Raw genomic sequence first — 26069 nt, forward strand, 5'->3', positions numbered from 1 at the left:
GAACCTCTTACTGCTTCAGTTTGGGATCGAGCGCGTCACGCAGACCGTCACCCATCAGGTTAAATGCCAGCACCGTCAGCAGGATCGCCAGACCCGGGAAGGTCACGACCCACCAGGCGCTTTGCGCGAACTGCAACACATCGGAGAGCATGGTGCCCCACTCCGGTGTTGGCGGCTGCGCCCCCATGCCGAGGAAACCAAGAGCAGCCATATCGAGAATGGCGTTAGAGAAACCGAGCGACGCCTGAACAATCAACGGTGCAAGGCAGTTGGGAAGAATATTGATAAACATCTGGCGCAGCGCCCCGGCACCTGCCACGCGAGACGCGGTGACGTAATCGCGATTCACCTCCACCAGCACGGCGGCGCGGGTTAAGCGCACATAGTGCGGCAAGGCAACGAAGGTTAGCGCCAGCGCGGCGTTACCAATCGACGGGCCGAAAATCGCCACCAGCACCAGCGCCAGCAGCAGACTTGGCAGCGCCAGCATGATATCGACCACGCGCATGATGATGTTATCGACCAGACCGCCAAAGTAACCGGCGATCAGGCCGAGAATAACGCCCATAATCAGCGATAACACCACCACCAGACAGCCAACCAGCAGCGACAAGCGCGCGCCGTACATCAGGCGCGACATAACGTCACGACCGACGTCATCTGTACCGAGCAAGTGCGCCATGCTGCCGCCTTCCTGCCAGGCTGGCGGGGCGAGTAGCGCATCGCGGAACTGTTCCGCCGGGTTATACGGCGCAATCCAGTTGGCAAAGATCGCGATAAACAGCACGATGACGACGTAAACCAGCCCGACAACCGCGCCTTTGTTGCGTTTAAAATAGTGCCAGAACTCCTGTAACGGGGTCATCGGCACCGGTGCGATAATCACTTTATTTTCAGTAACCTGTGACATGATGTCCCCTTACTTCTTATGACGAATACGCGGGTTCACCACGCCGTACAGCAGATCGACCAGCAGGTTGACGAGGATAATCATCGTCGCCACCAGCAATACGCCGCCCTGCACTACCGGATAGTCGCGGCGTTGCAGTGCGTCAATCAACCAGCGCCCAAGACCGGGCCACGAGAAGATGGTTTCGGTCAGAATCGCCCCCGCCAGCAATGTTCCCACCTGAAGGCCGATAACAGTCACCACCGGCAGCATCGCGTTACGCAGCGCATGGACGATAATCACCCGCATCCGGGTTAGCCCTTTAGCGCGCGCGGTGCGGATGTAATCCTCGCCCAGCACTTCCAGCATTGAGGAGCGCGTCATACGAACGATAACCGCCAGCGGAATTGTGCCCAGCACCATCGCAGGTAAGATCATATGCGCGACGGCATCGATAAAGTTACCGTCTTCACCCCAGATAGCGGTGTCGATCAGCATAAAACCGGTTAACGGATTGGAATCATCGAGGAACACCATGTCGCTCACGCGACCGGAGACGGGCGTCAGGTTCCAGTGCACCGAAACCAGCATGATCAGCATCATGCCCCACCAGAAGATCGGCATGGAGTAGCCGGTCAGCGCCAGGCCAACCGCAGTGTGATCGAAAATGGAACCGCGTTTAACCGCAGCCAGCACACCAACCGGAATACCGACTGCCGTAGCAAAAATCATCGCACAGACACCAAGTTCCAGCGTGGCCTGGAAGCGCGGCACGAACTCTTCCCAAACCGGGATGCGGCTTTTCATCGAAATGCCTAAATCGCCGTGCATTACGCCCCAAATGTAATGGAGATACTGCTGCCACATCGGTTTATCCAAGCCGAGTTCTGCCAGCAATTGCGCGTGACGCTCTGGGGAGATCCCACGTTCGCCCGCCATGATCATCACCGGATCGCCCGGGATCATGTGGACAAAGGCAAATGTGAGAAGGGTAATACCGATAAACGTGGGGATGACGAGTCCCAAACGTCGGAGAATAAACTGCAACATAACCCGGATTCTCTGTAGTGACCCGCAGCCTGGAACTGCGTGTCTGTATTGCTCACAAATCAATTCCCGCCCGTGTCGGACAGGGAATGAAGTATTGCTGCCGGATGGCGCTGCACGCAGAGGCACAGCGCCACCGGGTATACAGATTGTTGACAAAGTGCGCTTTGTTTATGCCGGATGCGGCGTTAACGCCTTATCCGGCCTACAAAATCGTGCAAACTCAATACATTGCAGAATTTTCGTAGGCCAGATAAGCGGAGCGCATCAGGCAGTTTTGCCTTTGCCATCAGTCTTGTATGGCTTTTAATTATTCGATAGAGACGTTTTCGAAGTGATGTTTGCCTAATGGATCAACCACATAGCCTTTAACTTCTTTGCGTACCGGTTCAAACACGGTGGAATGAGCGATGATCAGTGCCGGAGCCTGATCGTGCATCACCACCTGTGCTTGTTTGTACAGTTCAACGCGTTTGTTGTGGTCGTCGGTAGCACGCGCCGGTTGAATCAGATCTTCAAACGGTTTGTAGCACCATTTTGAGTAGTTGGAGCCTTGTTCAGAGGCGGCGCAGCTGAACAGGGTGGCGAAGAAGTTATCCGGATCCCCGTTATCGCCAGTCCAGCCCATCATTACCGTCTGGTGCTCGCCATCTTTCGCACGCTTGAGATACTCACCCCATTCGTAGGTGACGATTTTGGCCTGCACGCCGACTTTCGCCCAGTCAGCCTGAATCATCTCTGCCATGCGGCGAGCGTTCGGGTTATACGGACGTTGTACTGGCATAGCCCACAGGTCGATGGAGAAACCTTTTTCCAGACCCGCTTCTTTCAGCAAGGCTTTCGCTTTTTCAGGATCGTAGGTGTAGTCCTGAACGTCATCGTTATAGCCCCACATGGTTGGCGGGATCAGGTTTTTCGCTGCCACGCCCGCGCCCTGATAAACCGCTTTGATGATCGCGTCTTTGTTCACCGCGTAGGTCAGAGCCTGGCGAACTTTCACGTCATCCAGTGGTTTTTTCTGCACGTTATACGAGAGATAACCGACGTTCAGCCCCGGCATTTCCATCAGATTGATGGATTTATCCTGCTTCATGCGAGCGATATCTGCCGGGTTCGGGTACGGCATTACCTGGCATTCATTTTTCTGCAATTTAGCGTAACGCACGGAAGCGTCAGGGGTAATAGAGAAGACCAGCGTATCGATCTGCGGTTTGGTGCCCCAGTAGCCATCAAACGCTTTGTAGCGAATACGGGAATCTTTTTGATACTGCTGTAACTGGAACGGACCGGTGCCGATTGGGTTGAGGTCCAGTTTTTCCGGCGTACCGGCTTTCATCATCGCGTCAGCATATTCTTTTGACAGAATAGAAGCGAAGTCCATTGCCAGGTCAGCCAGGAACGGTGCTTCAGGGCGAGTCAGCACAAACTGAACGGTGTTGTCGTCCACCTTTTTCACTTCGCTGATCAGCTCCGGCAAGCCCATGCCTTCGAAGTATTCGTAGCTACCGCCAGAAACTTTATGGTACGGGTTTTGCGCGTTTTTCTGACGATCGAACGAGAACACCACGTCATCGGCGTTCAGTTCGCGCGTCGGTTTGAATTCTTTGTTGTCGTGCCACTTCACACCTTTACGCAAGTGGAAGGTATAGGTTTTACCGTCATCGCTGACTTCCCACTTTTCAGCGAGGCCCGGGATCACTTCAGTGGTGCCAATTTTAAATTCAACCAGACGGTTATAAAGCGGTACGGAAGAGGCGTCATAGGTGGTGCCGGAAGTAAACAGCTGCGGGTTAAACCCTTCCGGAGATCCTTCTGAGCAATAAACCAGAGTTTTAGCCTGAACACTTGCTGCGACGGTCATAGCCACCAGGCTGAGACCAAGCTTCAGCATCCCTGACTTTTTCAAGGAAATACGCATTATTCTGCTCCAATTGTGATGTTTGTTGTTTTAACCCTTTGCAGTGGGTTGTCGCTGCCTGACCTTTTTTGTTTTTTGCCCGGTCGGGTCAACGTTATGAGGTGGGGATGCCGTACTAATTAACATCAGTGTTACAGTGCGGATCCTCCATAAAATGCCCCTCGTGACCTACAATCTGTCAACAGAATGTGAAAACGTCAATACAGCCCACCGGGATTTACACCAACGGTGAGAATCCACAAACAAAGATTAAAAAAACTTCAAACAACTATTTGCAGCAGAGAAATTTGTGCTACGCCAACATAACCAGAACAATCAGCTTAATATTTAGCAACAATTGGTGATTAAGTTTTATGCATTTAATGAAAAAAATCTGAGGAAAAGGTGGATATCTGAGCGATTAATACCATGAACGCTAAACCGCACAGCGGAAAATGCCAGCGCCAGCCATAAGTAACGCAAAAAAAGATTTAAGCAAATATAAAAAAAGACAATGGATTCTGTCACAAATCCGTTAACGGATAGTGAGGTGTGGGGCGCAAATTTGGCAGGGAAATGTGTGCTGCCATTGCCTGATGCGACGCAGCCGCGTCTTATCAGGCCTACGTTCGAGCGGGTTACAGAAAGCAAAAAACCAGCCCGTAGGCTGGTTTTTCTAAATTGGTCGGTGATAGAGGATAATCACGTTGGGTGCGTTTGAACTCAGTCATCATCACGTTCTCCGGATTTAAGTCAGGAACGTGTCAACGCTATTCAGGACGGGTCAACAAATGCAAAAAAGCCTGCTCGCTGAGCAGGCTTTTCGAATTTGGTCGGTGATAGAGGATTCGAACCTCCGACCCCTTCGTCCCGAACGAAGTGCGCTACCAGGCTGCGCCAATCACCGAATGCGGGGCGCATCTTACTGCTCAGATACGCCTTCGTCAATCCCTTAATAGCAAAATGCCTTTTGATCGGCGAGAAACTCAGCAGTGCATTTAGTTAGCTTCTGCTTTCTTCGCCTGAGGGATTCGACACCAGTTGTTGTTTTCGTTGATACCACCGTCCGGTGAAGTATAACCAAGGCAACCTAAAATGGTGTCGTACAGTTCTACATGACGGCGTGGCACTTTTATATCCGCCTCTTTTTTCAGCTGCGCGAATGCCTGCGCGTTGGCCGGATTCTCCAGATATTTATCCGACATCCAGACCATCATCGGTACGCGGAACTGCTCCGGCGGCGCATATTCACGTGGTGTGCCATGCAAGTGCTCACGCTCATTAATTGATTCACCGTGGTCCGCTGCATAGAAAATAATGGCCTTCTTATCGCGGAATTTGTCGATAACCGTGTCGATAAAATGATCGACGTAGGTGATTGAGTTATCGTATGAGTTAATCATCGGCGCTCGTGGGCATTTGCGGTCAATGGCATAGCACTCTGGCTTCCACTGGGCAAACTCACGGGGATAACGTTGAGTATAGTTGTAGTGCGAACCTTTGGTATGCAGGACAATCAGATGCTTACCTTCTGGTTTTTTCTCCAGCGAACGCTCGATTTCATTGACCAGTAACATGTCGTCCACCGCTTTCCCACGGTTACGCGGCTCTGCTGCAATTTGCTCGCGATAGGCAATGTTGTCAGCCATGGTGTTGCTGTAGAACCACATCTCACTCTGCATGGCGTACAAATCAGAGCTAAAGCCCAGCTGTTTGAGAACCGCAAATACGTTCTGCTCTTTAAGCGTACGTTGTGGGTTATCTTCCGTTCCACCTTCACGTACAAACATACAGCGTAGTGATAATTTAGTCGCGGTATCACAAGAATAACCACGGTACATCACCAGGTTTTTCTCTTTGGCCAGCTTCGGCGTGGTATCGCGCTCGTAGCCCAGCATCCCCATATGATCCCAACGCGTAGTTTCGCCAATAATGAAAACCACATAGGTGTCGTCGAGATTTTGCGTCGGGGTATAGGTGAATTTTTTTGCCGGATTCATCAGCGACCGATTGTCTGACGATTCATCCACTTGCGCCCAGGCATACAGCCCCAGCGCAGAAAGCCAGTTCGAAGGCAGATAAGAGTTCGCCAGCACGCCGCCGTAGCTTGGCATATCCACTCCGGCCAAACGGTCTGCACGCTTTTGCACTACATCCATCAGACGAATTGGGCCCCATACCAACAAGCCCGCCAAAAGCACGGTAAGCGCACTACGCCAGCGAGTTTTCGGGGTACAAAGTTGGCGCCAGAAAGTGTCTTGTGAACGGTTCATCCAGATAAATAGCAACGGGATAATACTCACCAGTACAACCCATGCGATAAGCGTCCAGCCAACCACTTCTTTCGACAGGTCAATGTCGGTGGTCATCACCGAAGCAACAATCCCGTAGCCAATCATGACATTCATAAATGTCATGTAGTAGCTGGCTCCGGCAGAAATCAGCACCAGCAATGAAGCCAGCACTTTCCAGGCCGTTCTGCCAAAGAGTGAAATTAAGCGCAAAAAGAAGAAGGTTGCCAGAACCGTCCCTGCCAGTTCGATAACCGCCGAGACGCCATTAAGAAAAGTGAAGTTATGCGCGTAACCGTCAAACCGACGGAAATAGACTGCGCAATTCATAAACAGACCGATATAGACAGCGAGCAAAAAGCTTAGCTTTTGCTGCGTTATCGTTTTGATATATCTCATGCAAACAAACCCTGGAAAAACAGGTGATAACACCCTGCATTATGGCCTTTCAAGCCAGGCAAGGGAAAAGTGCGAAGGTCGTCAGATAAGGAAAATCTGCACACGCTGATAAGTAGACCACAGCAAAGGGAAAAAGTGTGGGGAAAGAGTGTACTTGAAGCACAAATTTACAAAAATACAAGTATGAAAAAAGACTTTAGCGTTACAAAAAGCAGTAAAAAGGGCCAGTTTCCTGGCCCCGAAGATGCGAAATTATTCGTACTGAACGGTAAAATCGACCGTTGCATCCGCGCGACCAATGGTTGCATCAGCGCGAATTGGCACATAGCTGGCGATATAGTTCAGTTGATGTGCGCCATCACCGTTAATTGCAAACTCAACCGGTGTCGGTGTCGTATTTTCCGGGAACTGTTGTACTCCCGCGGCGGTTTTGATTTTCAGCCCAACGCCCGTAGCGCCACCCGCATCCAGCGCAAAAAGATTCGGGTCGTCCGCATTGGGCGTACCGTCCATAGTGACGTAGGCTCTGACCACTTCGCTACAGTTTTTCAGACCGATGGAAAAAGTTGTGGGATTAAGTTCTGTTCCGATTCTTACCGGCTGTTTAAGGACAGCCCTTCCCAGGTCTACCTCAATATTGTCTTTTACCAGTTCACAAGCACCCTGGCTAATTTTAAGGGTGAATTTCAACGTTCCTTTCGGCCCTAAATCCGTGGTTGCCGCCAGTGACGAAAAGGAAAGAGGCAGCAGACATAACGCAAGTATTGTTCGCTTCATGGCTGTTACTCCAGTTCGACATGCATGGTAGCAATGCCGCTATAATCACCGGCAGCGGGTAATTTTCCGGTCGTGCTAACGGGATAAGCGGTAATTGTGGTTGTCGCTTTGCGTTTGACATCTTCGTACAGCGAACCGGGATTCATTTCTAATAAGCTATTACTGTCATTCGGCTTGAGGATATTACCTTTACCGTCCTCAATGACTGCACCAACATCGGCGTTACCTAAATCAATTGCGCTGGGGTAAGCATTATTCGGTGTTGCATCAATACTGAGATAAATTTTAACGCCATCTGAAATATTATTGCAGTCAAAACTCAGTTCTTTTTGTACCTTCCGAACATTTTGTGGCGGTTGCCCGGCACGCCCTTTAAAGTCATGGGCCTGATATTCTCCGAATGGAATATCCAGCACGGTGCCAGCGGCAAGTTCACAGCCTTGAGTGACAGTGATTTTCCCCAAAATACTTACTGTTGCCATTGGAATACTGCCGTAAGATGAAGCTTTTTTTGAACCATAAAGTGCAGCAATTTGAGTTTTTGGAATATCCAGTTCACCAGTAAAAGGCTTGGTTATTTTTATTAATACATTACCTTTACTCCCTGTCGTCCAACCCGTTGACAATCCCCGCGTACACTCCAGACCAAGAGTAACATTATCAATGTCCGTAAATGGAACAATATAATCCCCACGTCTAAAAATATAAATCTTCGTTAATACTGATATATTATTATTCAACTTGTAATAATTTGACTGGGGAGTTGAATCCAAAAGAGTAGATTCTCCTTTAAATCTAGTTACTACTCCCGTTTGAGGTATAGGATCAGGGCACTGACAATAAGCGGAATAAGTATACCCTAGATCAAATGGAATACTGACGATTTTACCTGATTTATTTTCAGTCGGGACCATAATGGTTTGCGTTATATCAAACCAATAGTCGTGAGGTATTCCTGAATCAGTCTGACAGGGTCCCCAATCCGCTGCATAAGTACTCGTAGAAAATAAACTTAAGGTTATTAATACAGCACCAAACACTAATTTCACAAAGCTCATCTGCATATCCTTATTTCTCACATACCGCATTAACCATCACGATAGCCGAATTGTCCTTTTTCTCTGGCAAACGGAACGGCACACGGCAACGTTGCGCCTGCTCATTCCCCCAGCTCACCTGTAACTCGCCCTCTTCCGGCATCCCGCTGATATAGAGCTGCCCCTCTTCACCCACAATGCTGCTGGCTGGTTTGCTGTCATCACTTAATGCTGCGGTAGCACCGAACGGTACAGCGTTGCCATTCGCCTGTTTTAAACTCATCAATACGCGGTAACCAACGCGCGTTTCAAAGCGGGAACGCACAACTGCGCCACGCGTTGGCACGACTTTCTGGAACGCTTCCTGTAGTTCAACGTTTTGCCCCAGCGTGTCGCTACGCAGTTCCACAATGGTTTCACGATATGGCGTGAGATACGGCACCACCGCGTTACCCATCCAGTCAACTTCTACGCCGCTGCTATTAACCACATGTCCACCACGCGCGCCCGGAGCAGAAACAATCGCCAGACTTTCCCCTAAGGGCTGCGAAAGCGTTATACCTTCACTGTGAACGATGACACCGCCGCGCACGCCATAGTTAACCTGTTGGTTATCTTTGGAATAGTTATAGCCCATGTCGATGTTGCCAGAGCCACCCATATACCCCATATTGACGCTGCCACTGTAGCCAACGCCATTACTGGTGTAACCCTGCTGAACGTTATAGTTCAGGTTACGATCTTCCAGTAACGTGCCGCTGACAGAGGCCTGTTGCGACGTCCTGCCATTCTGGTCGGTGGTCATGCGATAACTGCTCCACGCGCCCCCCAGAGGGATCGAAACACTGAATGACCACAGGCGATCGTCTTCTTCCCATTCCGGGCTTCTCGTCCAGGTATAGGCCACACTGTAATTCACCCGACCAATATGACCGTGATAACCAGCGCTTAAGGAGTTCTCCTTACCGTCAACGTTCCAGTAATCCTGCTGCGTCATATTGAAATAAACAGAGCCGTAGTCTCCCAGTTGCTGAGTAATGTTGCCCTGTATCTGGCTACGCTTGTGATAACGACGGTAATCACTGTCGGCGTCACTGCGAACATCGGTCGCTTCCTGGAAGGTGTAATAGCCGCTAGTTGAATACTTGTAGCCCAGCAGGCGCAAGTCAGTGCCGCCGTCAAAACTTTTCGAATAGAGGAAACGATAAGACTGGCCTTCCTCTTTTTCATTGTTGCGTAACTGACTTTTCGCCTGGGTGACATCCACCGATACCGCGCCAATGGTGCCGAAGTTTTTCCCCAGCCCCAGCGCTAAGGCGTTGTAGTCAGCCGATAACAATGCACCACCATAGGCGGTCATTCCCCACGGCAAGCCGTACATGGCGGTAAACTGCCCGAATCGCGATTTATCGCTGTCGTAATTACCCGCACGATACTCACCGGCAGCCAGGCTATATTTCAGATACCCTTCACGCTGAAAAATCGCCACCGCCGAAAACGGCTGGATGAAACGTTGTTCACTTCCGTCGGCTTCTTTAATGATCACCGTCAGGTCGCCGCTGCCGGAGGTTGCGTAGAGATCGTTAATCTCAAATGCGCCCGGCTGAACAAAAGTGCGATAAATGACATAGCCGTTCTGTTCGATACTGACTTCAGCGTTGCTTTTGGCGATGCCGCGCACCACCGGAGCAAAGCCACGCTGGCTGTCCGGCAACATCTCATCGTCAGATGCCAGTAACGCCCCGCGCATTTGTACGCTGTCAAAAATCTCGCCAGGCGTGGCGGTATCACCCAGTGTTATCTGTGACTTAAGTGGAATAATCGCCCGGTTTAACGATGTACCAACGTTATCCCATTGGTTTTTGCCATCGGTACGGTTCCAGATACTGTTATTACGTAAACGCCACGGACCGACGTTCAAACCGCTGCGCAGGTTCAGGTAATAACTGTCACTGGTAGAGTCTGAAGATGAACCTGTTCCTTCATTGCGCCCATTGCTGCCACTAAAGCTGTAATCCAGCAACAGCGCGGGTATTCCTTCGTCCCAGCGAGAAGGATCAACCGTGCCACGAGCGGTCATCATCATTGCCGCCTGCGGGAAGGAAAGATGCAGCGTCTGAGTATTAAAATCAAAGCGGCTGGTGGCCTGGGGAATGATTTCATCAAACGCCACACAGGCTTCCGGTGGTGACATCTTCAGCGCCGGAAAGCTGTCAACACGCACGCCCATTTCTTCCAGTTGCACCCGGCTAAGGCAAGGCATAAGCGACTCACCGCTGGCTTTGCGTTTCGCTTCGCTGGCGGTACTAAAATCCAGCGTCCGGGAAGCCATTTTTTCTTCGTTTACAAACACCGAAACCCGGTATTTACCGGGTATTTGCTGGCCGACAGGTGAGTCGTATACCGACAAGTCGACGTGTTGATCGATACCCTGAACGTTTTCGAGAAATTTAGGGTTAAATTTTCCGCCATACGCAGGTAACGAGCTGGCAATCGTTAATGCCAGCAGTGAGAAAGAAAAATGCGCTCTGTAGTGATAGAGAGGTAAATGCATCCAATGCATAGTAAAAGCGCCTTGTAAAAGGATCAGTTAATCGGCTTCGTCAGCATTTCGCCAGCAACACCGAAATCATTAATAATGCTGTATTTCACTTCGTTCGCATTGCCTGTACCGGCTGGAAGGTTAATGTTTAACTTTCCTTTCGCGAGAACCATTCCCGCCCGTTCAATCTTTTGTCCATTAACGGAAAACTGATTAAAGGTCAGGTTATAAGCGGAGTCGTTATTAACCACAATTTGGTTATTTTGACGTTGAAAACGTAACTGCTTCATTGCCTCAAGATTACTTCCCGGTAAGCCTTTCGGACGGTAGAACAACTTCAGACGGGTGCGAACGGCTATCTGTAAGACGTTTTTATTTTCATTTTCAGCGCTTTTCGCAGGAATCGCTTTTACATTAATCCAGTAAACAGATTCACGATCTTTAGGTAAAGTATCTTCAATATTGACGATACGTAAGACGTTATTTTTATCGGGATCAAGTTTGAATAATGGCGGTGTAATAATAAACGGTGTTTTTTTATTGCCATTCACATCATCAATCCATGACTGGATCAAAAACTCTTCATTTTTATTGTGATTTTCAACGGTCAGCGACGCTTCTTTCTTGCCGCCATCATAAATAACACGCGTCGTGCTTAAGGCTATGCCACCAGCAAAACACTGTTGTGCGGTCATTAAAAGTGCCAGCACGGCAAGGCTAATACGTTTCATGATTCGGTCCCTGAGTCATTGGTGCGAATAATGGCAACAGATAATCTGTTGCCATTGAGAGATGATCGTTCCGTCAGGCTCGATTAGTTGTAAGTCAGGTTGAAGTCGACTTCGGCGTTACCGTAACCGATGGTTACTGCATCTTTAGTAGAGACATAGTTAGCGGTGAAATACAGAACGGTCTGGCCTTGTTTCAGAGTAGTTTTGGATTTACCAGTATTCAGTTCAACCAGCGTATTGGTGTTATCATAAATACCAATACCTACGCCAGATGCCGCACCTGGTTCAGTGCTCACAGAAATCAGTTTGCTGTTGTCTGCATCACCAACACCGTTAAAACTGATATCCACATTTTTGAACGTGGAGATATCGCAGTTTTCCAGTTTGATTTTGAACGGAGTTGCTGTGGATTTATCACCAGTAGCAGTAAACACAGACTTGTTCACCTGGCCCAGAACAACTTCTTGTTTTTGAGTGTCTGGAGACACAACACAAGCGGCGTCAACAATCTCACCAGTGAATTTAACAGTACCGTCGCCCGCATCAGCTGCGAATACGGAAGTAGAGGTCAGCGCAAGCGCAGATAAGGCAAACAGAACCTTTTTCATTTATAACTCCATTTATATAGATAAATATGCTTGATGTTGTTCATAACAACGGGGGGGCAGATTATACAAACGGTGCTAAAAAATAAAATTATTTTACTGAAGGTGTATTTTGGTAACAAAGTTAAATTTACTTCAACTTCAATGCATTACAAATAACACATCAAATAGCCACTGTGTTTTTAGGAATATATTTATATTTATGATTTATATTAAATAACAAAACACATTCTTTATATGAATATTATTGCTCATTTAATATTCGATTATAAAAAAGGGAGACGCTGACGTCTCCCTGTGGGATTTATTTCAGTAGCCACATATTTCTAAATATGTGCTTCACGCAATACTTCCTGCTCTGGCTGGCGAATGGTAGTAGAAAGCGCCAGAGACAAAATCAGCAGGGCAAAAATGACGTAGAAAGTCACATAGAAGCCGCCAAACAGTGAGGCGATAAGCGAGCCGCAAATGCTGCCGATACCGAAACCGAGGTAAATCACACCGTAGTTTTTAGCCAGGTTATTAAGACCGAAAAACTCACTGACCAGTGACGGGAACACAGTAATCGTGCCGCCGAAGTTAAACGCCACACAGGCAATCGCCGCAAAGAATGTCACTGCATTCAATGGTGCAAACAGCAGTGCTGCCATACCCACCAGCGAAATCACCTGTCCAATAGTGATGACGCGGATACGGGCGATTTTGTCAGACAGAATGCCCAACACCAGACGACCAGAAAGGTTAGCAATAGAAATAACCGTCACTGCGTTGGCCGCGGAAATTGCATCAAGATGCGCCAGACTCTGAGCAATATCTTTCGCTACACCAATCACATACAGGCCGCTCATGCAGGCAGTGAGGAACATCACCGCCAGCATCCAGTATTGCGGTTTACGCATTGACTCGGCCAGAGTGAAATCATTTTCCACTACACCATTATGGGTTTTGACTTCCTGTTTCGGTGCATCTTTCATTAACGTCGCGCCAAAGACAATCATCACCAGCGCAATCGCGCCCCAAATCACAAAGGTTTTTTCCAGACCCACCGTCTCCAGCAGATGCGAGTCGATAAATTTGAATCCCAGGCTACCCAAACCATAGGAACCAATGGCAAACGCGGAGATCAGCCCTTTACGCTCCGGGAACCACTTCACACAGTTAGAGAGCGTCAGCAGATAACCTGCGCCATCTGCCAGACCAACCAGCACACCAGCGCTCAACCACAACATCATCAGGCTGTTGGAGTGCGCGGTAAGAAAGAACCCCAATCCCAGCAGAACACCGGAAGCCATTGTGACGCGCTTGACACCAAAACGTTCCTGTAACTTGCCAGCAACAGAAGAAGAAATTGCCAGTCCCAGACTCAACAGGCCGAAGGAGAAAGCAACCTGACTGACCGGCGCATCCAGTTTGGCAGAGAGCGCGCCATTAAACAGGCTCCAGGTATAAACTGACCCCAGCGCAAACTGGGTGATAATGGTACCGATAAGGGTTAGCCAGCGGGTACGCTGATAGTTTGAAGGTGTCATGGCAGTGTCCTGCAGTAGTAAATTGGAAGATTCTCTGCCGACAACCATAACGAAGTGCATTTTATGCCAGGGGAAAAACGGCATGAAATGCCATCAGAACGGAATGAAATGCTTTAACTAAGGAATGAATGACATGACAAACATTCATTAAAATTATTATTTGAGTGAGTTAGCACCCACTATCATTACAATGATTGTTATTGCCGGGCTTTGATTGTGACCAATTCGTTAAAATCTGGCGCTAACGCCCATGGTATACAAGTAATCACTATCATTGGCGCTATTCTCCGCCTGGGATAACGCGGCATAGGCGGCAATATGTTGGTTAAGCAACATATCGGCTCCTACGGTCACATCGAGCCAGTTACCATTCTGATTTGTCGCTGTCATGCGACTTAGGCCTGATTGAGCCTTCCAGATATTTTCACCAAATTGCTGGTTGTAGCTGATTTGCGCCCAGGGGCGGAAATCGCCAAGTCGGGAATCAACACGCCAGCCTAACGTACTGACGCTGGCATGCCATAACGGATCGGTCAGCATTGCCGTGCTGTCGCCAAACTCGTTATACATCGAAGTGGTCGTACCGTCGTAATGCAATGCGGCAACCGGACCAGTCGTAACGTGTTCATATAAAGGGAAATTCCAGCCCATACTCATGCTGCTGGTTACATCCGCAGGCGTTTCTTCCGCCAGATTAACGTCCAGTCCCAGCACTCTTTGGCTGCTTTGAATACGTTGCGACAAAATATCGTTGTAATCCGGTTGGTGATCGCTATCCCAGGTGTAACGCTCCGTGGTATGTCCGGGTTGCGTATCAACGATATATTCTTGTTGCCAGGCGTAAGCTGTGTTGAGAAAAAAGGAATTGATTACCACGCTCGCCAGTAGACTTAACGTCTGGCAACCACCACATTTTTTTATGATCATTAACACGACTCCAGGGAAGAGCCGAATTCGGCATTATTATTGTCATTGTATGAAAGATATCGGGCATAGTAGTCCTGTATTAAATATTGACTTTTTCACCGGTGCGTCAAGAAAAGCCGGTGAAATTTTTACGAACAGGTACATAGCGAGGGAAAGTATGGAACGTTGCGGCTGGGTGAGTCAGGACCCGCTTTATATTGCCTACCACGATGAAGAGTGGGGCGTGCCTGAAACTGACAGTAAAAAACTGTTCGAAATGATCTGCCTTGAAGGTCAACAAGCGGGGCTGTCCTGGATTACCGTCCTCAAAAAACGAGAAAATTATCGCGCCTGTTTTCATCAGTTCGATCCAGTAAAAGTTGCGGCAATGCAGGAAGAGGATGTCGAAAGACTGGTTCAGGACGCCGGGATTATCCGCCATCGCGGGAAGATTCAGGCCATTATTGGCAATGCGCGTGCATACCTGCAAATGGAAGAGAACGGCGAACCATTTGCCGATTTTGTCTGGTCGTTCGTAAATCATCAGCCACAGGTGACACAAGCCACAACGTTGAGCGAAATCCCCTCGTCGACACCTGCCTCCGACGCACTCTCTAAGACATTGAAAAAACGTGGTTTTAAATTTGTAGGCTCGACGATTTGTTACTCCTTTATGCAGGCGTGTGGGCTGGTGAACGATCATGTGGTTGGCTGCTGTTGCCATCCGGGGAATAAGGCATGATTAGACAAGCGCAACGTTCTGAGCTGCCCGCGATCCTTGAACTGTGGCTGGAAAGCACAACCTGGGGACATCCCTTTATAGAAGAGAGTTACTGGCGTGACTGCATTCCACTGGTGCGTGATGCATATCTTGCTAACGCACAAAACTGGGTGTGGGAAGAAAGCGGTGAATTTCTCGGTTTTGTCAGCGTAATGGAAGGGCGATTTCTGGCAGCGATGTTTGTCGCACCGAAGGCTGTCAGGCGCGGTATCGGCAAGGCGTTAATGCAACATATGCAACAACGCCATCCCCATTTATTGCTGGAGGTTTACCAGAAAAACCAACCAGCGATAAGTTTTTATCATGCGCAAGGCTTTCGCATTGTCGACTGCGCATGGCAGGAGGAAACTCAACTCACTACCTGGATTATGGACTGGCAGGCGGATCAAACGCCGTAAGCGTAAGTTCAGGGCCAGTGTATTTTTCCAGCCACGCCAGCGCCGTGTTACCTGCACAGCCATTCCCCAGCCGCGAGCTTGGGAGGTCTTTGGTCAGCACATTCACCGCACCGTTCTTACAAATCCCGCCAGCAGTAAAATCCAGATCCGGCCATGCCCCTTCGTGAATGCACATCACACCGGGTTTGATACCTTCGCTAATCACCGCTCCGGCAAGGATTTGCCCGCGTGAGTTCCACAGCCGAACAGTATCGCCATCTTGTATACCGCGCGCCTGTGCATCTACAGGATGAATGGTGACAGGTTCTCGATTTGCCACCGCGTACAATTCGCGCAGGGAACTGTAATTCAACTGACTGTGCAGACGATGCGCCGGATGAGCAGAAAGTACCTGCAACTGTTCCGGTTCGGCGTTGCCCTGCCACTCATCCGGCTCCAGCCACATGGGATGCCCTGGACAATCCGGGTAACCGTAATCCGCGATACGCTGCGAGAAGATTTCAATCTTACCACTGGCAGTTTTTAACGGATGCGCCTGTGGGGCGCGGCGAAAATCAGCAAACCGAATAAACTGTTCGCTGGTTGGGTTTTCTGGCATCTCAATTAACTGGTTGGCTTCCCAGAACTCGTCAAACGGCGGCAAGTGTACCTGCTGACTTGCCCCACGTTGCCGCGCAACGTTATAGAACGTTTCCAGCCATTGCAGCTCACTTTTCCCTTCCGTAAACCGTGTATAGCCGCCCTTCTCCCAGCGCTCACTTAACTCAGCAAAAACATCAAAATCATTACGCGCTTCATCGCGCGGTGGCACTACTTGCTTCATCGGCACCAGATGCTGATTGCTGTAATCACCAGTCATAGTGAGATCGTTACGCTCAAATGAGGTGGTCGCGGGGAGGACGATATCGGCGTGTTTCGCCGCCGCCGTCCAGAAACATTCCGATATCACCACCAGCTCCGGTTTTTGCCAGGCGCGGATCAAGCGATTGGTATCCTGGTGGTGGGTAAAGTTGGCACCGCCCGCCCACCAGATAAAACGAATATCCGGAAAATGTCGGTTCATGCCGTTGTGTTGATACGCGCCGCCAGGATTTTCCAGAGCTTCAACAATGCGAGCTACGGGGATTTTATCTACCGCATCGGTGCCCTCCGGCAAACTGCCCTGCATGGATGAAAGCACCGCAGCGCGGCGCGTGGGATTACCACCGTTGGCAAAATGATAAGAAAGCCCAAAACCGCCACCTGGTGTACCGATTTGCCCCAACATTGCCGCCAGCGTGACGAGCATCCAGTGTTTCTGCTCACCAAACTGTTGGCGTTGCATTCCCCAACCAGCCATCAGCATGGTGGTATTTTGATGGAAAATAGCCGCCAGTTCGCGGATTTTCTCTGCGCCAACACCACAAATCTCCGCCGCCCATTCGGCAGTTTTCGCAAAGCCATCGCTCTCGCCCAGCAAATAAGCGGCGAAGACGTCATAACCTGTGGTGCAACGTGCCAGAAATGCCTCGTCGTGCCAGCCATTTTCCACCAGCGTATGGGCGATCCCCAGCATCAGTGCTACGTCGGTGCCCATATGTGGAGCTACCCACTCTATTTTGTCGCCAAAGAAATCGACGGTTTCCGATCGCATTGGATCAATGCAGATCAGCTTTTTCCCACTGTCACGCAGTGCACAAAAGTAAGAAAGCCCCTGCTCATCAGACGCATTCCACGCAATTTTCAGCGTATTTAGAGGGTTAGCACTCCACAGCACAACCACATCGCTGTGTTGCAGCACCAACGGCCAGCTGGTCTGCTGTTGATAAACTTCGCTGCCGCCCACAACATACGGCATGATCGCCTGTGCTGCGCCGGTCGAATAATCCCCCAGATGGCCGGTATAGCCGCCTGCCAGCGCCATATAGCGTTGTAACAAGGTTGACGCTTTATGCAGCACGCCATTTGAACGCCAACCGTAGGAACCGGCAAAAATCGACGCCGGACCATAAGTTCCGCGAATGCGTTTGTGTTGTTGGTGAATAAGATCCAGTGCCTCATCCCAACTCACGCGAACAAATTCGTCTTGCCCGCGAATTCCTTGTGGATTTTCTGGTGACGCAAGAAAACCTTTACGCACCATCGGAAATCGCACCCGCGTATTGCTATGAACCTGGTCGCGAACCGCACTCTGCAAAGAGTTTTCCATTCCTGTGGTTAACACACCACGCGAGCTGAAAACTGTTTCACCGTCGGTTTCAACCAGCATTGGGCCCCAGTGGGCGGCAGTAAGAACAGAATAACGTGAGGATGAGTTGGCCAAACCAAAGGCTCCTGAAAAGTTAGATGTATTGAGCAGTTAAATATTACTTACAAATTTCCGAGTATTCCCAGGAATAATCTTCATGTTCACACGGCATAATCTTCCGCCACGAAACCCGTGGCAAAGAATAAAAAGGTTATTAAGGATTAACAATGAAGAAACGTGTTTATCTTATTGCCGCCGTTGTGAGTGGCGCTCTGGCGGTATCTGGTTGTACAACTAACCCTTACACTGGCGAACGCGAAGCGGGTAAATCTGCTATTGGCGCGGGTCTGGGCTCTCTCGTTGGCGCGGGCATTGGCGCACTCTCTTCTTCGAAGAAAGATCGTGGTAAAGGCGCACTGATTGGCGCAGCAGCAGGCGCGGCACTGGGCGGCGGCGTTGGCTATTACATGGATGTGCAGGAAGCGAAACTGCGCGACAAAATGCGCGGCACCGGCGTTAGCGTAACGCGCAGCGGGGACAACATTATCCTCAACATGCCGAACAATGTGACCTTCGACAGCAGCAGCGCCACTCTGAAACCAGCAGGTGCTAACACCCTGACCGGTGTTGCAATGGTACTGAAAGAGTACCCGAAAACGGCGGTTAACGTGATTGGCTACACCGACAGCACTGGTGGTCATGACCTGAACATGCGTCTGTCGCAGCAGCGTGCAGATTCCGTTGCCAGCGCGTTGATTACCCAAGGCGTTGACGCCAGCCGTATTCGTACCCAGGGTCTTGGTCCGGCTAACCCGATCGCCAGCAACAGCACCGCAGAAGGCAAAGCCCAAAACCGTCGCGTAGAAATTACCTTAAGCCCGCTGTAATCACTTTCATGCCAGGTGGTGATTCAATCACCTGGTATTCTTAGGTTTTCCTGCTTCATTTTTCAGGCTAAGGTGATCGCCTTATCAGTGAATGGAGAGAAGCATGAAGCCGTCCGTTATCCTCTACAAAGCCTTACCTGATGATTTACTGCAACGCCTGCAAGCACATTTCACCGTTCACCAGGTGACAGACCTCACTCCACAGACCGTCGCGCAAAACGCGGAAATTTTTGCCGAAGCCGAGGGCTTGTTAGGTTCAAATGAAAATGTTGATGCCGCGTTGCTGGACAAAATGCCGAAACTGCGTGCCACATCAACTATCTCTGTAGGCTACGACAATTTCGATGTCGATGCGCTTACCGCCCGAAAAATCCTGCTAATGCATACGCCAACCGTATTAACGGAAACGGTGGCCGATACACTGATGGCATTGGTGCTGTGTACCGCGCGTCGGGTTGTCGAGGTAGCAGAACGCGTAAAAGCAGGCGAATGGACCGCGAGCATTGGCCCGGACTGGTACGGCAGCGACGTGCATCATAAAACTCTTGGCATTGTCGGGATGGGACGGATCGGCATGGCACTGGCACAACGGGCGCACTTTGGCTTCAACATGCCGATTCTCTATAACGCTCGCCGCCACCATAAAGAAGCTGAAGAACGCTTTAACGCCCGTTATTGCGATCTGGATACGCTGCTACAAGAATCGGATTTCGTTTGCCTGATCCTGCCGCTAACTGAAGAAACGCATCACCTGTTTGGCGCTGAACAATTCGCCAAAATGAAATCCTCCGCCATCTTCATTAATGCAGGACGTGGACCGGTGGTTGACGAAAATGCACTGATTGCGGCATTGCAGAAAGGGGAAATTCACGCCGCCGGACTGGATGTCTTCGAACAAGAGCCACTGTCAGTGGATTCACCGCTGCTCTCAATGGCAAATGTCGTCGCAGTCCCACATATTGGTTCTGCTACTCATGAGACGCGTTATGGCATGGCCGCCTGTGCGGTGGATAATTTGATTAATGCGTTACAAGGGAATGTCGAGAAGAACTGTGTGAATCCGCAAGTCGCGGAATAACCGCGACTGCGTGGAGAAAAGCCCGAAAATCTCTCGGGCTTTTACTCTTTATTGGGTTGCAGTTACTGCTGCGGTCCAGGCCTGATTAAACGCCTGATGTTGTGCCGGTAATGGCGCAATCAGTTTGTTATATTCACTCGCCTGCTGCGAAGTCGGGAACTGAATGCCATTCGCCACAAAGCTTACCTGAGTACCCTGCTGGGAAATATAGTCCCCAACCATTACCAGTTGTTGTGTAAAGGTTTGTGCCGCCGGAATCAACGGTTGTAACGCATCAGCCGGTGTCGTCACCACTTTGGTGAATGCCTGATCAAAGACCGGCTTCAGATCATCAGTCTGTTTCAGCGCAGAGTGCGCAGCATCGGCCTGCAACTTCGCATTTTGTAGCTGTTGCGCCAGTACACCCAGCGAACCGTTCATTTCACGCAGCGGACCACTTTGCGTGACATAATCCTGTGGTGCACGAATTGCGTTAACGCTGTCTACAACCGGACGTAGACCGGAATCCATCGCCTGATTCACCTGTTGGGAATAGCCATACAGAATCGCGTAATCAGAGACAAAAGGACCAAATTGTTTTTTCTGATCGGCAGTCAAGGTTGGTAGACGTTCACCGCTACGCATCACTGTATTCTGCAGGAAGTCGATAAACGCTTTACGCTGATCGCCTTCTTTATCAAAACACCCACTCAGGCTAACTACCATTAATAACGCCGCAAGAGGCGCAAACCAGCGAGAGCAGGACTTTCCTGTCGCCATTTTCTTACTCCTTTCACCCAAAAAAAGCGCACAACGACACACGCGTGTCTGACGTGACAAGGATAGTCCAGGACAAGCTTGCAAGATACCCTTTATGCATAATCTTCCTGGGAAAATGATGTAGAAAATGAAGGAAGGTTAATTTGTTGTTTCATTGTTAAAAACAGGCATTGCTATTGCGTTTTTTAGCCAGGACTTTACTTCTCTTAGGTAGGTGAAATTTTCGGAATCTTTACAATCCGGGATTCTGCGAAATATATCGGCATTAATCATATCGTTAGGCAACTATAAGTCACAGTTATTGATAGGCTGAATCGAATCACACTCTGGTTGCTTCCCGCTGAGTCTGTGTTTCCCGACTATTCTTAATGAGCTTCAATGCAATTCACGATCCCGCAGTGTGATTTGAGGAGTTTTCAATGGAATATAAAGATCCAATGCTTGAGCTGTTGAGCAGCCTGGAACAAATTGTTTTTAAAGATGAAACACAGAAGATTACCCTGATGCACAGACCTACGCCCTGTACCGAGATTGAGCAATTACGCAAAGGAACGGGGTTAAAAATTGATGATTTCGCTCGTGTTTTGGGCGTATCCGTTGCGATGGTAAAGGAATGGGAATCCAGACGAGTGAAGCCTTCCAGTGCTGAACTAAAATTAATGCGTCTGATTCAGGCCAATCCGGCATTAAGTAAGCAGTTGATGGAATAGAGTTTTATTAACTTTTTTGATGTTTACGGTCCTGATGACAGGGCCGTTTTCCGACCGATTAATCATAAATTTGAAAAATAATTGTTGCATCCACCTCCAATGCGTGGCTTAATGCACATCAACGGTTTGACGTACAGACCATTAAAGCAGTGTAGTAAGGCAAGTCCCTTCAAGAGTTATCGTTGATACCCCTCGTAGTGCACATTTCCTTTAACGCTTCAAAATCTGTAAAGCACGCCATATCGCCGAAAGGCACACTTAATTATTAAAGGTAATACACTATGTCCGGTAAAATGACTGGTATCGTAAAATGGTTCAACGCTGACAAAGGCTTCGGCTTCATCACTCCTGACGATGGCTCTAAAGACGTGTTCGTACACTTCTCTGCTATCCAGAACGATGGTTACAAATCTCTGGACGAAGGTCAGAAAGTGTCCTTCACCATCGAAAGCGGCGCTAAAGGCCCGGCAGCTGGTAACGTAACCAGCCTGTAATCTCTGCTTAAAAGCACAGAATCTAAGATCCCTGCCATTTGGCGGGGATTTTTTTATTGGAAAAACCGCTTTATATGTAGAGAAGAACAGTCGCAGGAACAATCCAGATCCGGCACCGGGATGTGGCAATCACGACAGGCCGCACCATCGCACCCGGAACAATCACAATCATTATTCTTCTTTTTACGTGTAACCTCGTTCAGGTGTTGCTTCTGCCTGATTGTCTGTGCCGCAAGCCGGCAATCTGCAAAACGCTGACGTATCTCGCCCCAGCCTGCAATAACACCTTTCTGTTGAATAATCTCTTTGACCGCTCCCGAACATCCCTGCGTTTGGTGCAACACACTGTAAGCACAGCGATATCCTTTGCGAGGAGAAAGATGTCGTTGATAAAGCATTATCAACAGTAAAAGCAGTTTATTCATGAAGGCTCCGAACCATTCCTGTTCTCAATTAAAAACCTATTTAATAGCCAAATCCATTCGCATTTTTTAAATAATATTCATCAAGGAAATAAATTAGGGTGCATTGAGAATACCCAACACCGTAAGAAAGGCGGGAATAACTTCCCGCCGAAGACTCTTACTCTTTCAAATTGCAGGCTAAAAATGCCGCCAGCTCATAACTCCCCTGTTTAATATGCAATTCACACAGTGAATCTCTTACCATCCAGGTGAAAAATAAAAGCGTGAAACAAATCACTATTAAAGAAAGTAATCCGTATTTTTGCGGCATTCCCAGCCTCCTGTGTTGATTTCCAACGAGTAAGAGGCTAACCTTATGGTGTTCAGGCATAGAGGTAGCCTCACTTTGATTTATAGTCAGGTGGGGCTTTTCTCTGTCTGCCTTTCGGTGAATACCTGAGACAAACAGTCTCAAGCACCCACAGCTATTCTAGCGTAATAAATTCCTTTCCTCTCCTTAATAAAATCCTAAAAAAATCTCATGAAATTAATATATGAGATAATTTTTATTCAGCAGAAAATTATTAAAGGTAGCTGTATTATTTAGCTATAAAAAAAGCCTGCCAAGTGGCAGGCTATTTAATAACAGTGTTATTACTGCAACAGCGAAATATCCGCAACGCGCAGGAATAATTCGCGCAGTTTTTCCAGCATGGTCAGACGGTTGATACGCAGATCTTTGTCATCAACCATGACCATCACTTTATCGAAGAAAGCATCTACCGGTTCACGCAACTCGGCCAGTTCGACCAGCGCATCCTGGTAACGACCTTCAGCAAAGTACGGCTCCAGTTTGTCGCGCAGCACCACAACCTGCATCGCCAGCTTAATTTCTTCCGGCTCTTTCAGGGTAGAGGCATTCACGCGATCGCTCAGCACTTCGGCAGATTTCGCCAGAATGTTGGATACACGTTTGTTCGCCGCCGCCAGTGCAGCCGCCGCATCCAGCGTACGGAAGTGCGATACTGCTTTCATACGAGCATCGAAATCTGCCGGACGAGTCGGACGACGCGCCAGTACCGCCTGGATGGTGTCAACGGTGTAACCTTCGTCCTGATACCAGGCGCGGAAGCGACCAAGCATAAAGTCGATAACGTCATCAACCACGTTGGCGTTGGTCAGCTTATCACCGTACAAGCGCACCGCTTCTTCGGTCAGCGTTTGCAGATCAAGGTTGAGGTTCTTCTCAACGATAATACGCAGCACGCCAAGTGCGGCACGACGCAGCGCAAACGGGTCTTTGTCGCCTTTCGGATGCTGACCAATACCGAAGATACCCGCCAGGGTGTCCATCTTGTCAGCAATCGCCAGCGCACAGGCCACCGGGTTAGACGGCAGGTCATCACCGGCAAAACGCGGCTGATACTGCTCGTTCAGCGCAACAGCTACATCTTCCGCTTCGCCATCGTGACGCGCGTAGTGCATACCCATCACGCCCTGAGTGTCGGTGAACTCGAAGACCATATTGGTCATCAGGTCGCACTTAGACAGCAGGCCCGCACGGGTTGCGTGGTTAACGTCAGCGCCAATCTGTTCAGCAATCCAGCCAGCCAGCGCCTGGATGCGGTCAGTTTTGTCGCGCAGCGTACCCAGCTGTTGCTGGAACAGCACGGTTTGCAGGCGCGGCAGGTTATCTTCCAGACGTTTTTTACGGTCGGTGTTGAAGAAGAACTCGGCATCTGCCAGACGTGGACGAACGACTTTCTCGTTACCGGAGATAATTTGCTGCGGATCTTTCGATTCGATGTTGGCAACGAAGATAAAGTTCGGCAGCAGTTTGCCGTCGTTCGCGTACACCGGGAAGTACTTCTGGTCACCTTTCATAGTGTAAACCAGTGCTTCAGACGGCACAGCGAGGAATTTCTCTTCGAATTTCGCGGTCAGAACAACCGGCCATTCAACCAGAGAAGCCACTTCTTCCAGCAGACTTTCGCTTAAGTCAGCGTTACCGCCAATCTTACGCGCTGCTTCTTCGGCATCGGCTTTAATCTTCGCCTTACGTTCTTCATAATCGGCGATGACTTTCCCGCGCTCACGCAGAATCTCCGGATACTGATCGGCATTGTCGATAGTGAATTCCGGTTCGCCCATAAAGCGGTGACCGCGAATCACGCGATCGGACTGAATGCCCAGGATCGTCGCCGGAATAACTTTGTCGCCCAGCAGCAGGGTTACGGTGTGAACCGGACGCACAAAGTGAACGTCAGACGCGCCCCAGCGCATCAGTTTCGGGATCGGCAGTTTCGCCAGCGAAGTCGCAACCATATTCGGCAGCAGTGCTTCGGTACTTTCGCCTTTCACGTGGGCGCGATACAGCAGCCATTCGCCTTTGTCAGTGGTCAGGCGCTCTGCCTGGTCAACGGTAATACCGCAACCACGCGCCCAACCTTCTGCCGCTTTGCTCGGTTTACCTTCGGCGTCGAACGCCTGGGCAATTGCCGGGCCACGTTTTTCGATTTCGCGATCCGGCTGTGCTTCCGCCAGGTTAGCTACTTTCAGCGCCAGACGACGCGGAGCAGCAAACCATTGAACGGTGCCGTGTGCGAGGCCAGCGTTATCCAGCTCCGCAGTAAAGTTCGCAGCAAAGGACTCTGCCAGGCTGCGCAGTGCTTTTGGTGGCAGCTCTTCAGTGCCGATTTCCACCAGAAAAGTTTTCTCAGACATAGCCGCCTCTTACTTATCTTTGTTGCACATCGGGAAGCCGAGGGCTTCACGGGAAGCGTAGTATGCTTCTGCCACTGCTTTGGTCAGGGTGCGAATGCGCAGAATGTAGCGCTGACGCTCGGTGACGGAGATGGCTTTACGCGCATCCAGCAGGTTGAAGCTGTGGGCGGCTTTCAGAATACGTTCGTAGGCTGGCAGCGGCAGCGGATTTTCCAGCGCCAGCAGCTGCTGCGCTTCTTTCTCGTACTGCTCGAAGCAGGTGAACAGGAAGTCCACGTCCGCGTATTCGAAGTTGTAGGTGGATTGTTCCACTTCGTTCTGATGGAACACGTCGCCGTAGGTGGTTTTACCCAGCGGGCCGTCGCTCCAGACCAGGTCGTAAACGCTGTCTACGCCCTGAATGTACATTGCCAGACGTTCCAGACCGTAGGTGATCTCGCCGGTAACCGGTTTACACTCCAGACCACCAACCTGCTGGAAGTAAGTGAACTGTGTCACTTCCATGCCGTTCAGCCACACTTCCCAGCCCAGCCCCCAGGCACCCAGCGTCGGGTTTTCCCAGTTATCTTCCACGAAACGGATATCGTGGATAGTCGGGTCCATGCCCAGCTCTTTCAGAGAACCGAGGTACAGCTCCTGAATATTGTCCGGCGATGGCTTAATGACCACCTGGAACTGATAGTAGTGCTGTAAACGGTTGGGGTTTTCGCCATAGCGACCATCGGTCGGGCGACGAGAAGGCTGAACATAAGCAGCCGCCATCGGTTCTGGCCCCAGCGCGCGCAGACAGGTCATTGGGTGAGAGGTTCCCGCGCCGACTTCCATGTCCAATGGTTGAACAATGGTGCAGCCCTGGCGAGCCCAGTAATCCTGTAAGGTCAGGATCAAGCCCTGGAAGGTCCTGGTATCAAACTTTTGCATATTATTTCGTGCTGGATACGTGTGGATTTAAAGGAA

General features: G+C 49.8%; 23 protein-coding genes and 1 tRNA gene. 6 read left to right on the forward strand and 18 right to left on the reverse strand.

Features of this window, described 5'->3' with window-relative positions:
* Positions 1–7: 7 nt before the first annotated feature.
* The 12 genes from dppC to FEK46_RS02310 form a co-directional block, all read right to left on the reverse strand.
* Entirely contained in the window at positions 8–910 is a 903-nt protein-coding gene (dppC, locus tag FEK46_RS02250) for a dipeptide ABC transporter permease DppC (protein WP_135559183.1), read from the reverse strand.
* Between the two features lie 9 nt (positions 911–919).
* Positions 920–1939, reverse strand: a complete 1020-nt coding sequence (gene dppB, locus FEK46_RS02255; protein WP_000938857.1) for a dipeptide ABC transporter permease DppB — start codon at positions 1937–1939, stop codon at positions 920–922.
* A gap of 307 nt (positions 1940–2246) precedes the next feature.
* Positions 2247–3854 carry a dipeptide ABC transporter substrate-binding protein DppA gene (gene dppA / locus FEK46_RS02265; protein ID WP_016262652.1) on the reverse strand — a complete coding sequence of 536 codons (1608 nt, stop codon included), beginning with the start codon at positions 3852–3854 and terminating at the stop codon, positions 2247–2249.
* Between the two features lie 809 nt (positions 3855–4663).
* Positions 4664–4740, reverse strand: a tRNA-Pro gene (locus FEK46_RS02270).
* A 91-nt stretch (positions 4741–4831) separates the two neighbouring features.
* Positions 4832–6523, reverse strand: a complete 1692-nt coding sequence (eptB, locus tag FEK46_RS02275) for a kdo(2)-lipid A phosphoethanolamine 7''-transferase (RefSeq protein ID WP_130260123.1) — start codon at positions 6521–6523, stop codon at positions 4832–4834.
* 252 nt (positions 6524–6775) lie between these two features.
* Positions 6776–7300 carry a long polar fimbrial protein LpfE gene (gene lpfE / locus FEK46_RS02280; protein WP_135559182.1) on the reverse strand — a complete coding sequence of 175 codons (525 nt, stop codon included), beginning with the start codon at positions 7298–7300 and terminating at the stop codon, positions 6776–6778.
* Positions 7301–7305: 5 nt separating this feature from the next.
* Positions 7306–8358 carry a long polar fimbrial protein LpfD gene (gene lpfD, locus FEK46_RS02285; RefSeq protein ID WP_240731110.1) on the reverse strand — a complete coding sequence of 351 codons (1053 nt, stop codon included), beginning with the start codon at positions 8356–8358 and terminating at the stop codon, positions 7306–7308.
* Between the two features lie 10 nt (positions 8359–8368).
* Complete coding sequence (gene lpfC / locus FEK46_RS02290) at positions 8369–10900, reverse strand: outer membrane usher protein LpfC (RefSeq protein ID WP_130210076.1); 2532 nt, start codon at positions 10898–10900, stop codon at positions 8369–8371.
* Positions 10901–10923: 23 nt separating this feature from the next.
* Positions 10924–11610, reverse strand: coding sequence for a long polar fimbrial biogenesis chaperone LpfB (lpfB, locus tag FEK46_RS02295; RefSeq protein WP_130210074.1), 687 nt, complete (start codon positions 11608–11610; stop codon positions 10924–10926).
* A gap of 83 nt (positions 11611–11693) precedes the next feature.
* Positions 11694–12218, reverse strand: a complete 525-nt coding sequence (lpfA, locus tag FEK46_RS02300; RefSeq protein WP_130210072.1) for a long polar fimbrial major subunit LpfA — start codon at positions 12216–12218, stop codon at positions 11694–11696.
* Between the two features lie 323 nt (positions 12219–12541).
* Positions 12542–13744: an MFS transporter gene (locus FEK46_RS02305; RefSeq protein ID WP_131161479.1), complete on the reverse strand. Its 1203-nt coding sequence runs from the start codon at positions 13742–13744 to the stop codon at positions 12542–12544.
* 228 nt (positions 13745–13972) lie between these two features.
* Complete coding sequence (locus FEK46_RS02310) at positions 13973–14671, reverse strand: autotransporter outer membrane beta-barrel domain-containing protein (RefSeq protein ID WP_135559181.1); 699 nt, start codon at positions 14669–14671, stop codon at positions 13973–13975.
* A 157-nt stretch (positions 14672–14828) separates the two neighbouring features.
* On the opposite strand from FEK46_RS02310, the gene tag reads away from it, so the two are divergent.
* Complete coding sequence (gene tag, locus FEK46_RS02315; RefSeq protein ID WP_135559180.1) at positions 14829–15392, forward strand: DNA-3-methyladenine glycosylase I; 564 nt, start codon at positions 14829–14831, stop codon at positions 15390–15392.
* A complete protein-coding gene (locus FEK46_RS02320; protein ID WP_135559179.1) occupies positions 15389–15829 on the forward strand; it encodes an N-acetyltransferase in 441 nt (146 codons plus the stop codon). The genes tag and FEK46_RS02320 overlap by 4 nt, the downstream gene beginning before the upstream one ends.
* Here the strand turns inward: FEK46_RS02320 and bisC are convergent.
* The gene (gene bisC / locus FEK46_RS02325) at positions 15798–18131 is read right to left on the reverse strand and encodes a biotin sulfoxide reductase (protein ID WP_135559178.1); all 2334 of its coding nucleotides are present in this window, start codon (positions 18129–18131) and stop codon (positions 15798–15800) included. The genes FEK46_RS02320 and bisC overlap by 32 nt on opposite strands.
* A gap of 152 nt (positions 18132–18283) precedes the next feature.
* Here bisC and FEK46_RS02330 point away from each other — a divergent pair, with 152 nt between their 5' ends.
* Both FEK46_RS02330 and ghrB read left to right on the forward strand, forming a co-directional pair.
* Positions 18284–18943 (forward strand): OmpA family lipoprotein, encoded by a 660-nt coding sequence (locus FEK46_RS02330; protein WP_000747625.1) that lies wholly within the window; start codon positions 18284–18286, stop codon positions 18941–18943.
* Positions 18944–19046: 103 nt separating this feature from the next.
* Positions 19047–20021, forward strand: a complete 975-nt coding sequence (gene ghrB / locus FEK46_RS02335; protein ID WP_130210060.1) for a glyoxylate/hydroxypyruvate reductase GhrB — start codon at positions 19047–19049, stop codon at positions 20019–20021.
* 48 nt (positions 20022–20069) lie between these two features.
* Here ghrB and FEK46_RS02340 read toward each other — a convergent pair whose 3' ends face one another.
* A complete protein-coding gene (locus FEK46_RS02340; RefSeq protein WP_130210058.1) occupies positions 20070–20780 on the reverse strand; it encodes a DUF3053 domain-containing protein in 711 nt (236 codons plus the stop codon).
* Between the two features lie 419 nt (positions 20781–21199).
* Here FEK46_RS02340 and FEK46_RS02345 point away from each other — a divergent pair, with 419 nt between their 5' ends.
* Both FEK46_RS02345 and cspA read left to right on the forward strand, forming a co-directional pair.
* Positions 21200–21490 carry an HTH-type transcriptional regulator gene (locus FEK46_RS02345; protein WP_130210056.1) on the forward strand — a complete coding sequence of 97 codons (291 nt, stop codon included), beginning with the start codon at positions 21200–21202 and terminating at the stop codon, positions 21488–21490.
* Positions 21491–21771: 281 nt separating this feature from the next.
* Complete coding sequence (gene cspA, locus FEK46_RS02350; RefSeq protein ID WP_000014594.1) at positions 21772–21984, forward strand: RNA chaperone/antiterminator CspA; 213 nt, start codon at positions 21772–21774, stop codon at positions 21982–21984.
* A gap of 53 nt (positions 21985–22037) precedes the next feature.
* On the opposite strand, the gene yidD is transcribed toward cspA, so the two are convergent.
* From yidD to glyQ, 4 genes are all read right to left on the reverse strand, one after another.
* Positions 22038–22409: a membrane protein insertion efficiency factor YidD gene (yidD, locus tag FEK46_RS02355; protein WP_135559177.1), complete on the reverse strand. Its 372-nt coding sequence runs from the start codon at positions 22407–22409 to the stop codon at positions 22038–22040.
* A 157-nt stretch (positions 22410–22566) separates the two neighbouring features.
* On the reverse strand, positions 22567–22719 hold the full coding sequence (gene hokA / locus FEK46_RS02360; RefSeq protein WP_001135725.1) for a type I toxin-antitoxin system toxin HokA: 153 nt from the start codon (positions 22717–22719) through the stop codon (positions 22567–22569).
* A 323-nt stretch (positions 22720–23042) separates the two neighbouring features.
* A complete protein-coding gene (glyS, locus tag FEK46_RS02365) occupies positions 23043–25112 on the reverse strand; it encodes a glycine--tRNA ligase subunit beta (protein WP_130260114.1) in 2070 nt (689 codons plus the stop codon).
* Positions 25113–25121: 9 nt separating this feature from the next.
* Positions 25122–26033: a glycine--tRNA ligase subunit alpha gene (glyQ, locus tag FEK46_RS02370; protein ID WP_001168544.1), complete on the reverse strand. Its 912-nt coding sequence runs from the start codon at positions 26031–26033 to the stop codon at positions 25122–25124.
* Positions 26034–26069 lie beyond the last annotated feature (36 nt).

The organism is Escherichia sp. E4736 (assembly GCF_005781225.1).
Lineage (GTDB): Bacteria > Pseudomonadota > Gammaproteobacteria > Enterobacterales > Enterobacteriaceae > Escherichia.

Excerpts from the sequence above, each read along its gene's own strand:
- dppB (WP_000938857.1), bottom strand. The coding sequence starts at position 1,939 with ATGTTGCAGTTTATTCTCCGACGTTTGGGACTCGTCATCCCCACGTTT.
- FEK46_RS02340 (WP_130210058.1), bottom strand. The coding sequence starts at position 20,780 with ATGGCGACAGGAAAGTCCTGCTCTCGCTGGTTTGCGCCTCTTGCGGCG.
- ghrB (WP_130210060.1), top strand. The coding sequence starts at position 19,047 with ATGAAGCCGTCCGTTATCCTCTACAAAGCCTTACCTGATGATTTACTG.
- tag (WP_135559180.1), top strand. The coding sequence starts at position 14,829 with ATGGAACGTTGCGGCTGGGTGAGTCAGGACCCGCTTTATATTGCCTAC.
- lpfA (WP_130210072.1), bottom strand. The coding sequence starts at position 12,218 with ATGAAAAAGGTTCTGTTTGCCTTATCTGCGCTTGCGCTGACCTCTACT.
- yidD (WP_135559177.1), bottom strand. The coding sequence starts at position 22,409 with ATGAATAAACTGCTTTTACTGTTGATAATGCTTTATCAACGACATCTT.
- eptB (WP_130260123.1), bottom strand. The coding sequence starts at position 6,523 with ATGAGATATATCAAAACGATAACGCAGCAAAAGCTAAGCTTTTTGCTC.
- FEK46_RS02330 (WP_000747625.1), top strand. The coding sequence starts at position 18,284 with ATGAAGAAACGTGTTTATCTTATTGCCGCCGTTGTGAGTGGCGCTCTG.
- FEK46_RS02310 (WP_135559181.1), bottom strand. The coding sequence starts at position 14,671 with ATGATCATAAAAAAATGTGGTGGTTGCCAGACGTTAAGTCTACTGGCG.
- lpfD (WP_240731110.1), bottom strand. The coding sequence starts at position 8,358 with ATGAGCTTTGTGAAATTAGTGTTTGGTGCTGTATTAATAACCTTAAGT.
- hokA (WP_001135725.1), bottom strand. The coding sequence starts at position 22,719 with ATGCCGCAAAAATACGGATTACTTTCTTTAATAGTGATTTGTTTCACG.
- FEK46_RS02305 (WP_131161479.1), bottom strand. The coding sequence starts at position 13,744 with ATGACACCTTCAAACTATCAGCGTACCCGCTGGCTAACCCTTATCGGT.
- dppC (WP_135559183.1), bottom strand. The coding sequence starts at position 910 with ATGTCACAGGTTACTGAAAATAAAGTGATTATCGCACCGGTGCCGATG.
- dppA (WP_016262652.1), bottom strand. The coding sequence starts at position 3,854 with ATGCGTATTTCCTTGAAAAAGTCAGGGATGCTGAAGCTTGGTCTCAGC.
- glyQ (WP_001168544.1), bottom strand. The coding sequence starts at position 26,033 with ATGCAAAAGTTTGATACCAGGACCTTCCAGGGCTTGATCCTGACCTTA.
- FEK46_RS02345 (WP_130210056.1), top strand. The coding sequence starts at position 21,200 with ATGGAATATAAAGATCCAATGCTTGAGCTGTTGAGCAGCCTGGAACAA.
- lpfB (WP_130210074.1), bottom strand. The coding sequence starts at position 11,610 with ATGAAACGTATTAGCCTTGCCGTGCTGGCACTTTTAATGACCGCACAA.
- FEK46_RS02320 (WP_135559179.1), top strand. The coding sequence starts at position 15,389 with ATGATTAGACAAGCGCAACGTTCTGAGCTGCCCGCGATCCTTGAACTG.
- lpfE (WP_135559182.1), bottom strand. The coding sequence starts at position 7,300 with ATGAAGCGAACAATACTTGCGTTATGTCTGCTGCCTCTTTCCTTTTCG.
- lpfC (WP_130210076.1), bottom strand. The coding sequence starts at position 10,900 with ATGCATTGGATGCATTTACCTCTCTATCACTACAGAGCGCATTTTTCT.
- glyS (WP_130260114.1), bottom strand. The coding sequence starts at position 25,112 with ATGTCTGAGAAAACTTTTCTGGTGGAAATCGGCACTGAAGAGCTGCCA.
- cspA (WP_000014594.1), top strand. The coding sequence starts at position 21,772 with ATGTCCGGTAAAATGACTGGTATCGTAAAATGGTTCAACGCTGACAAA.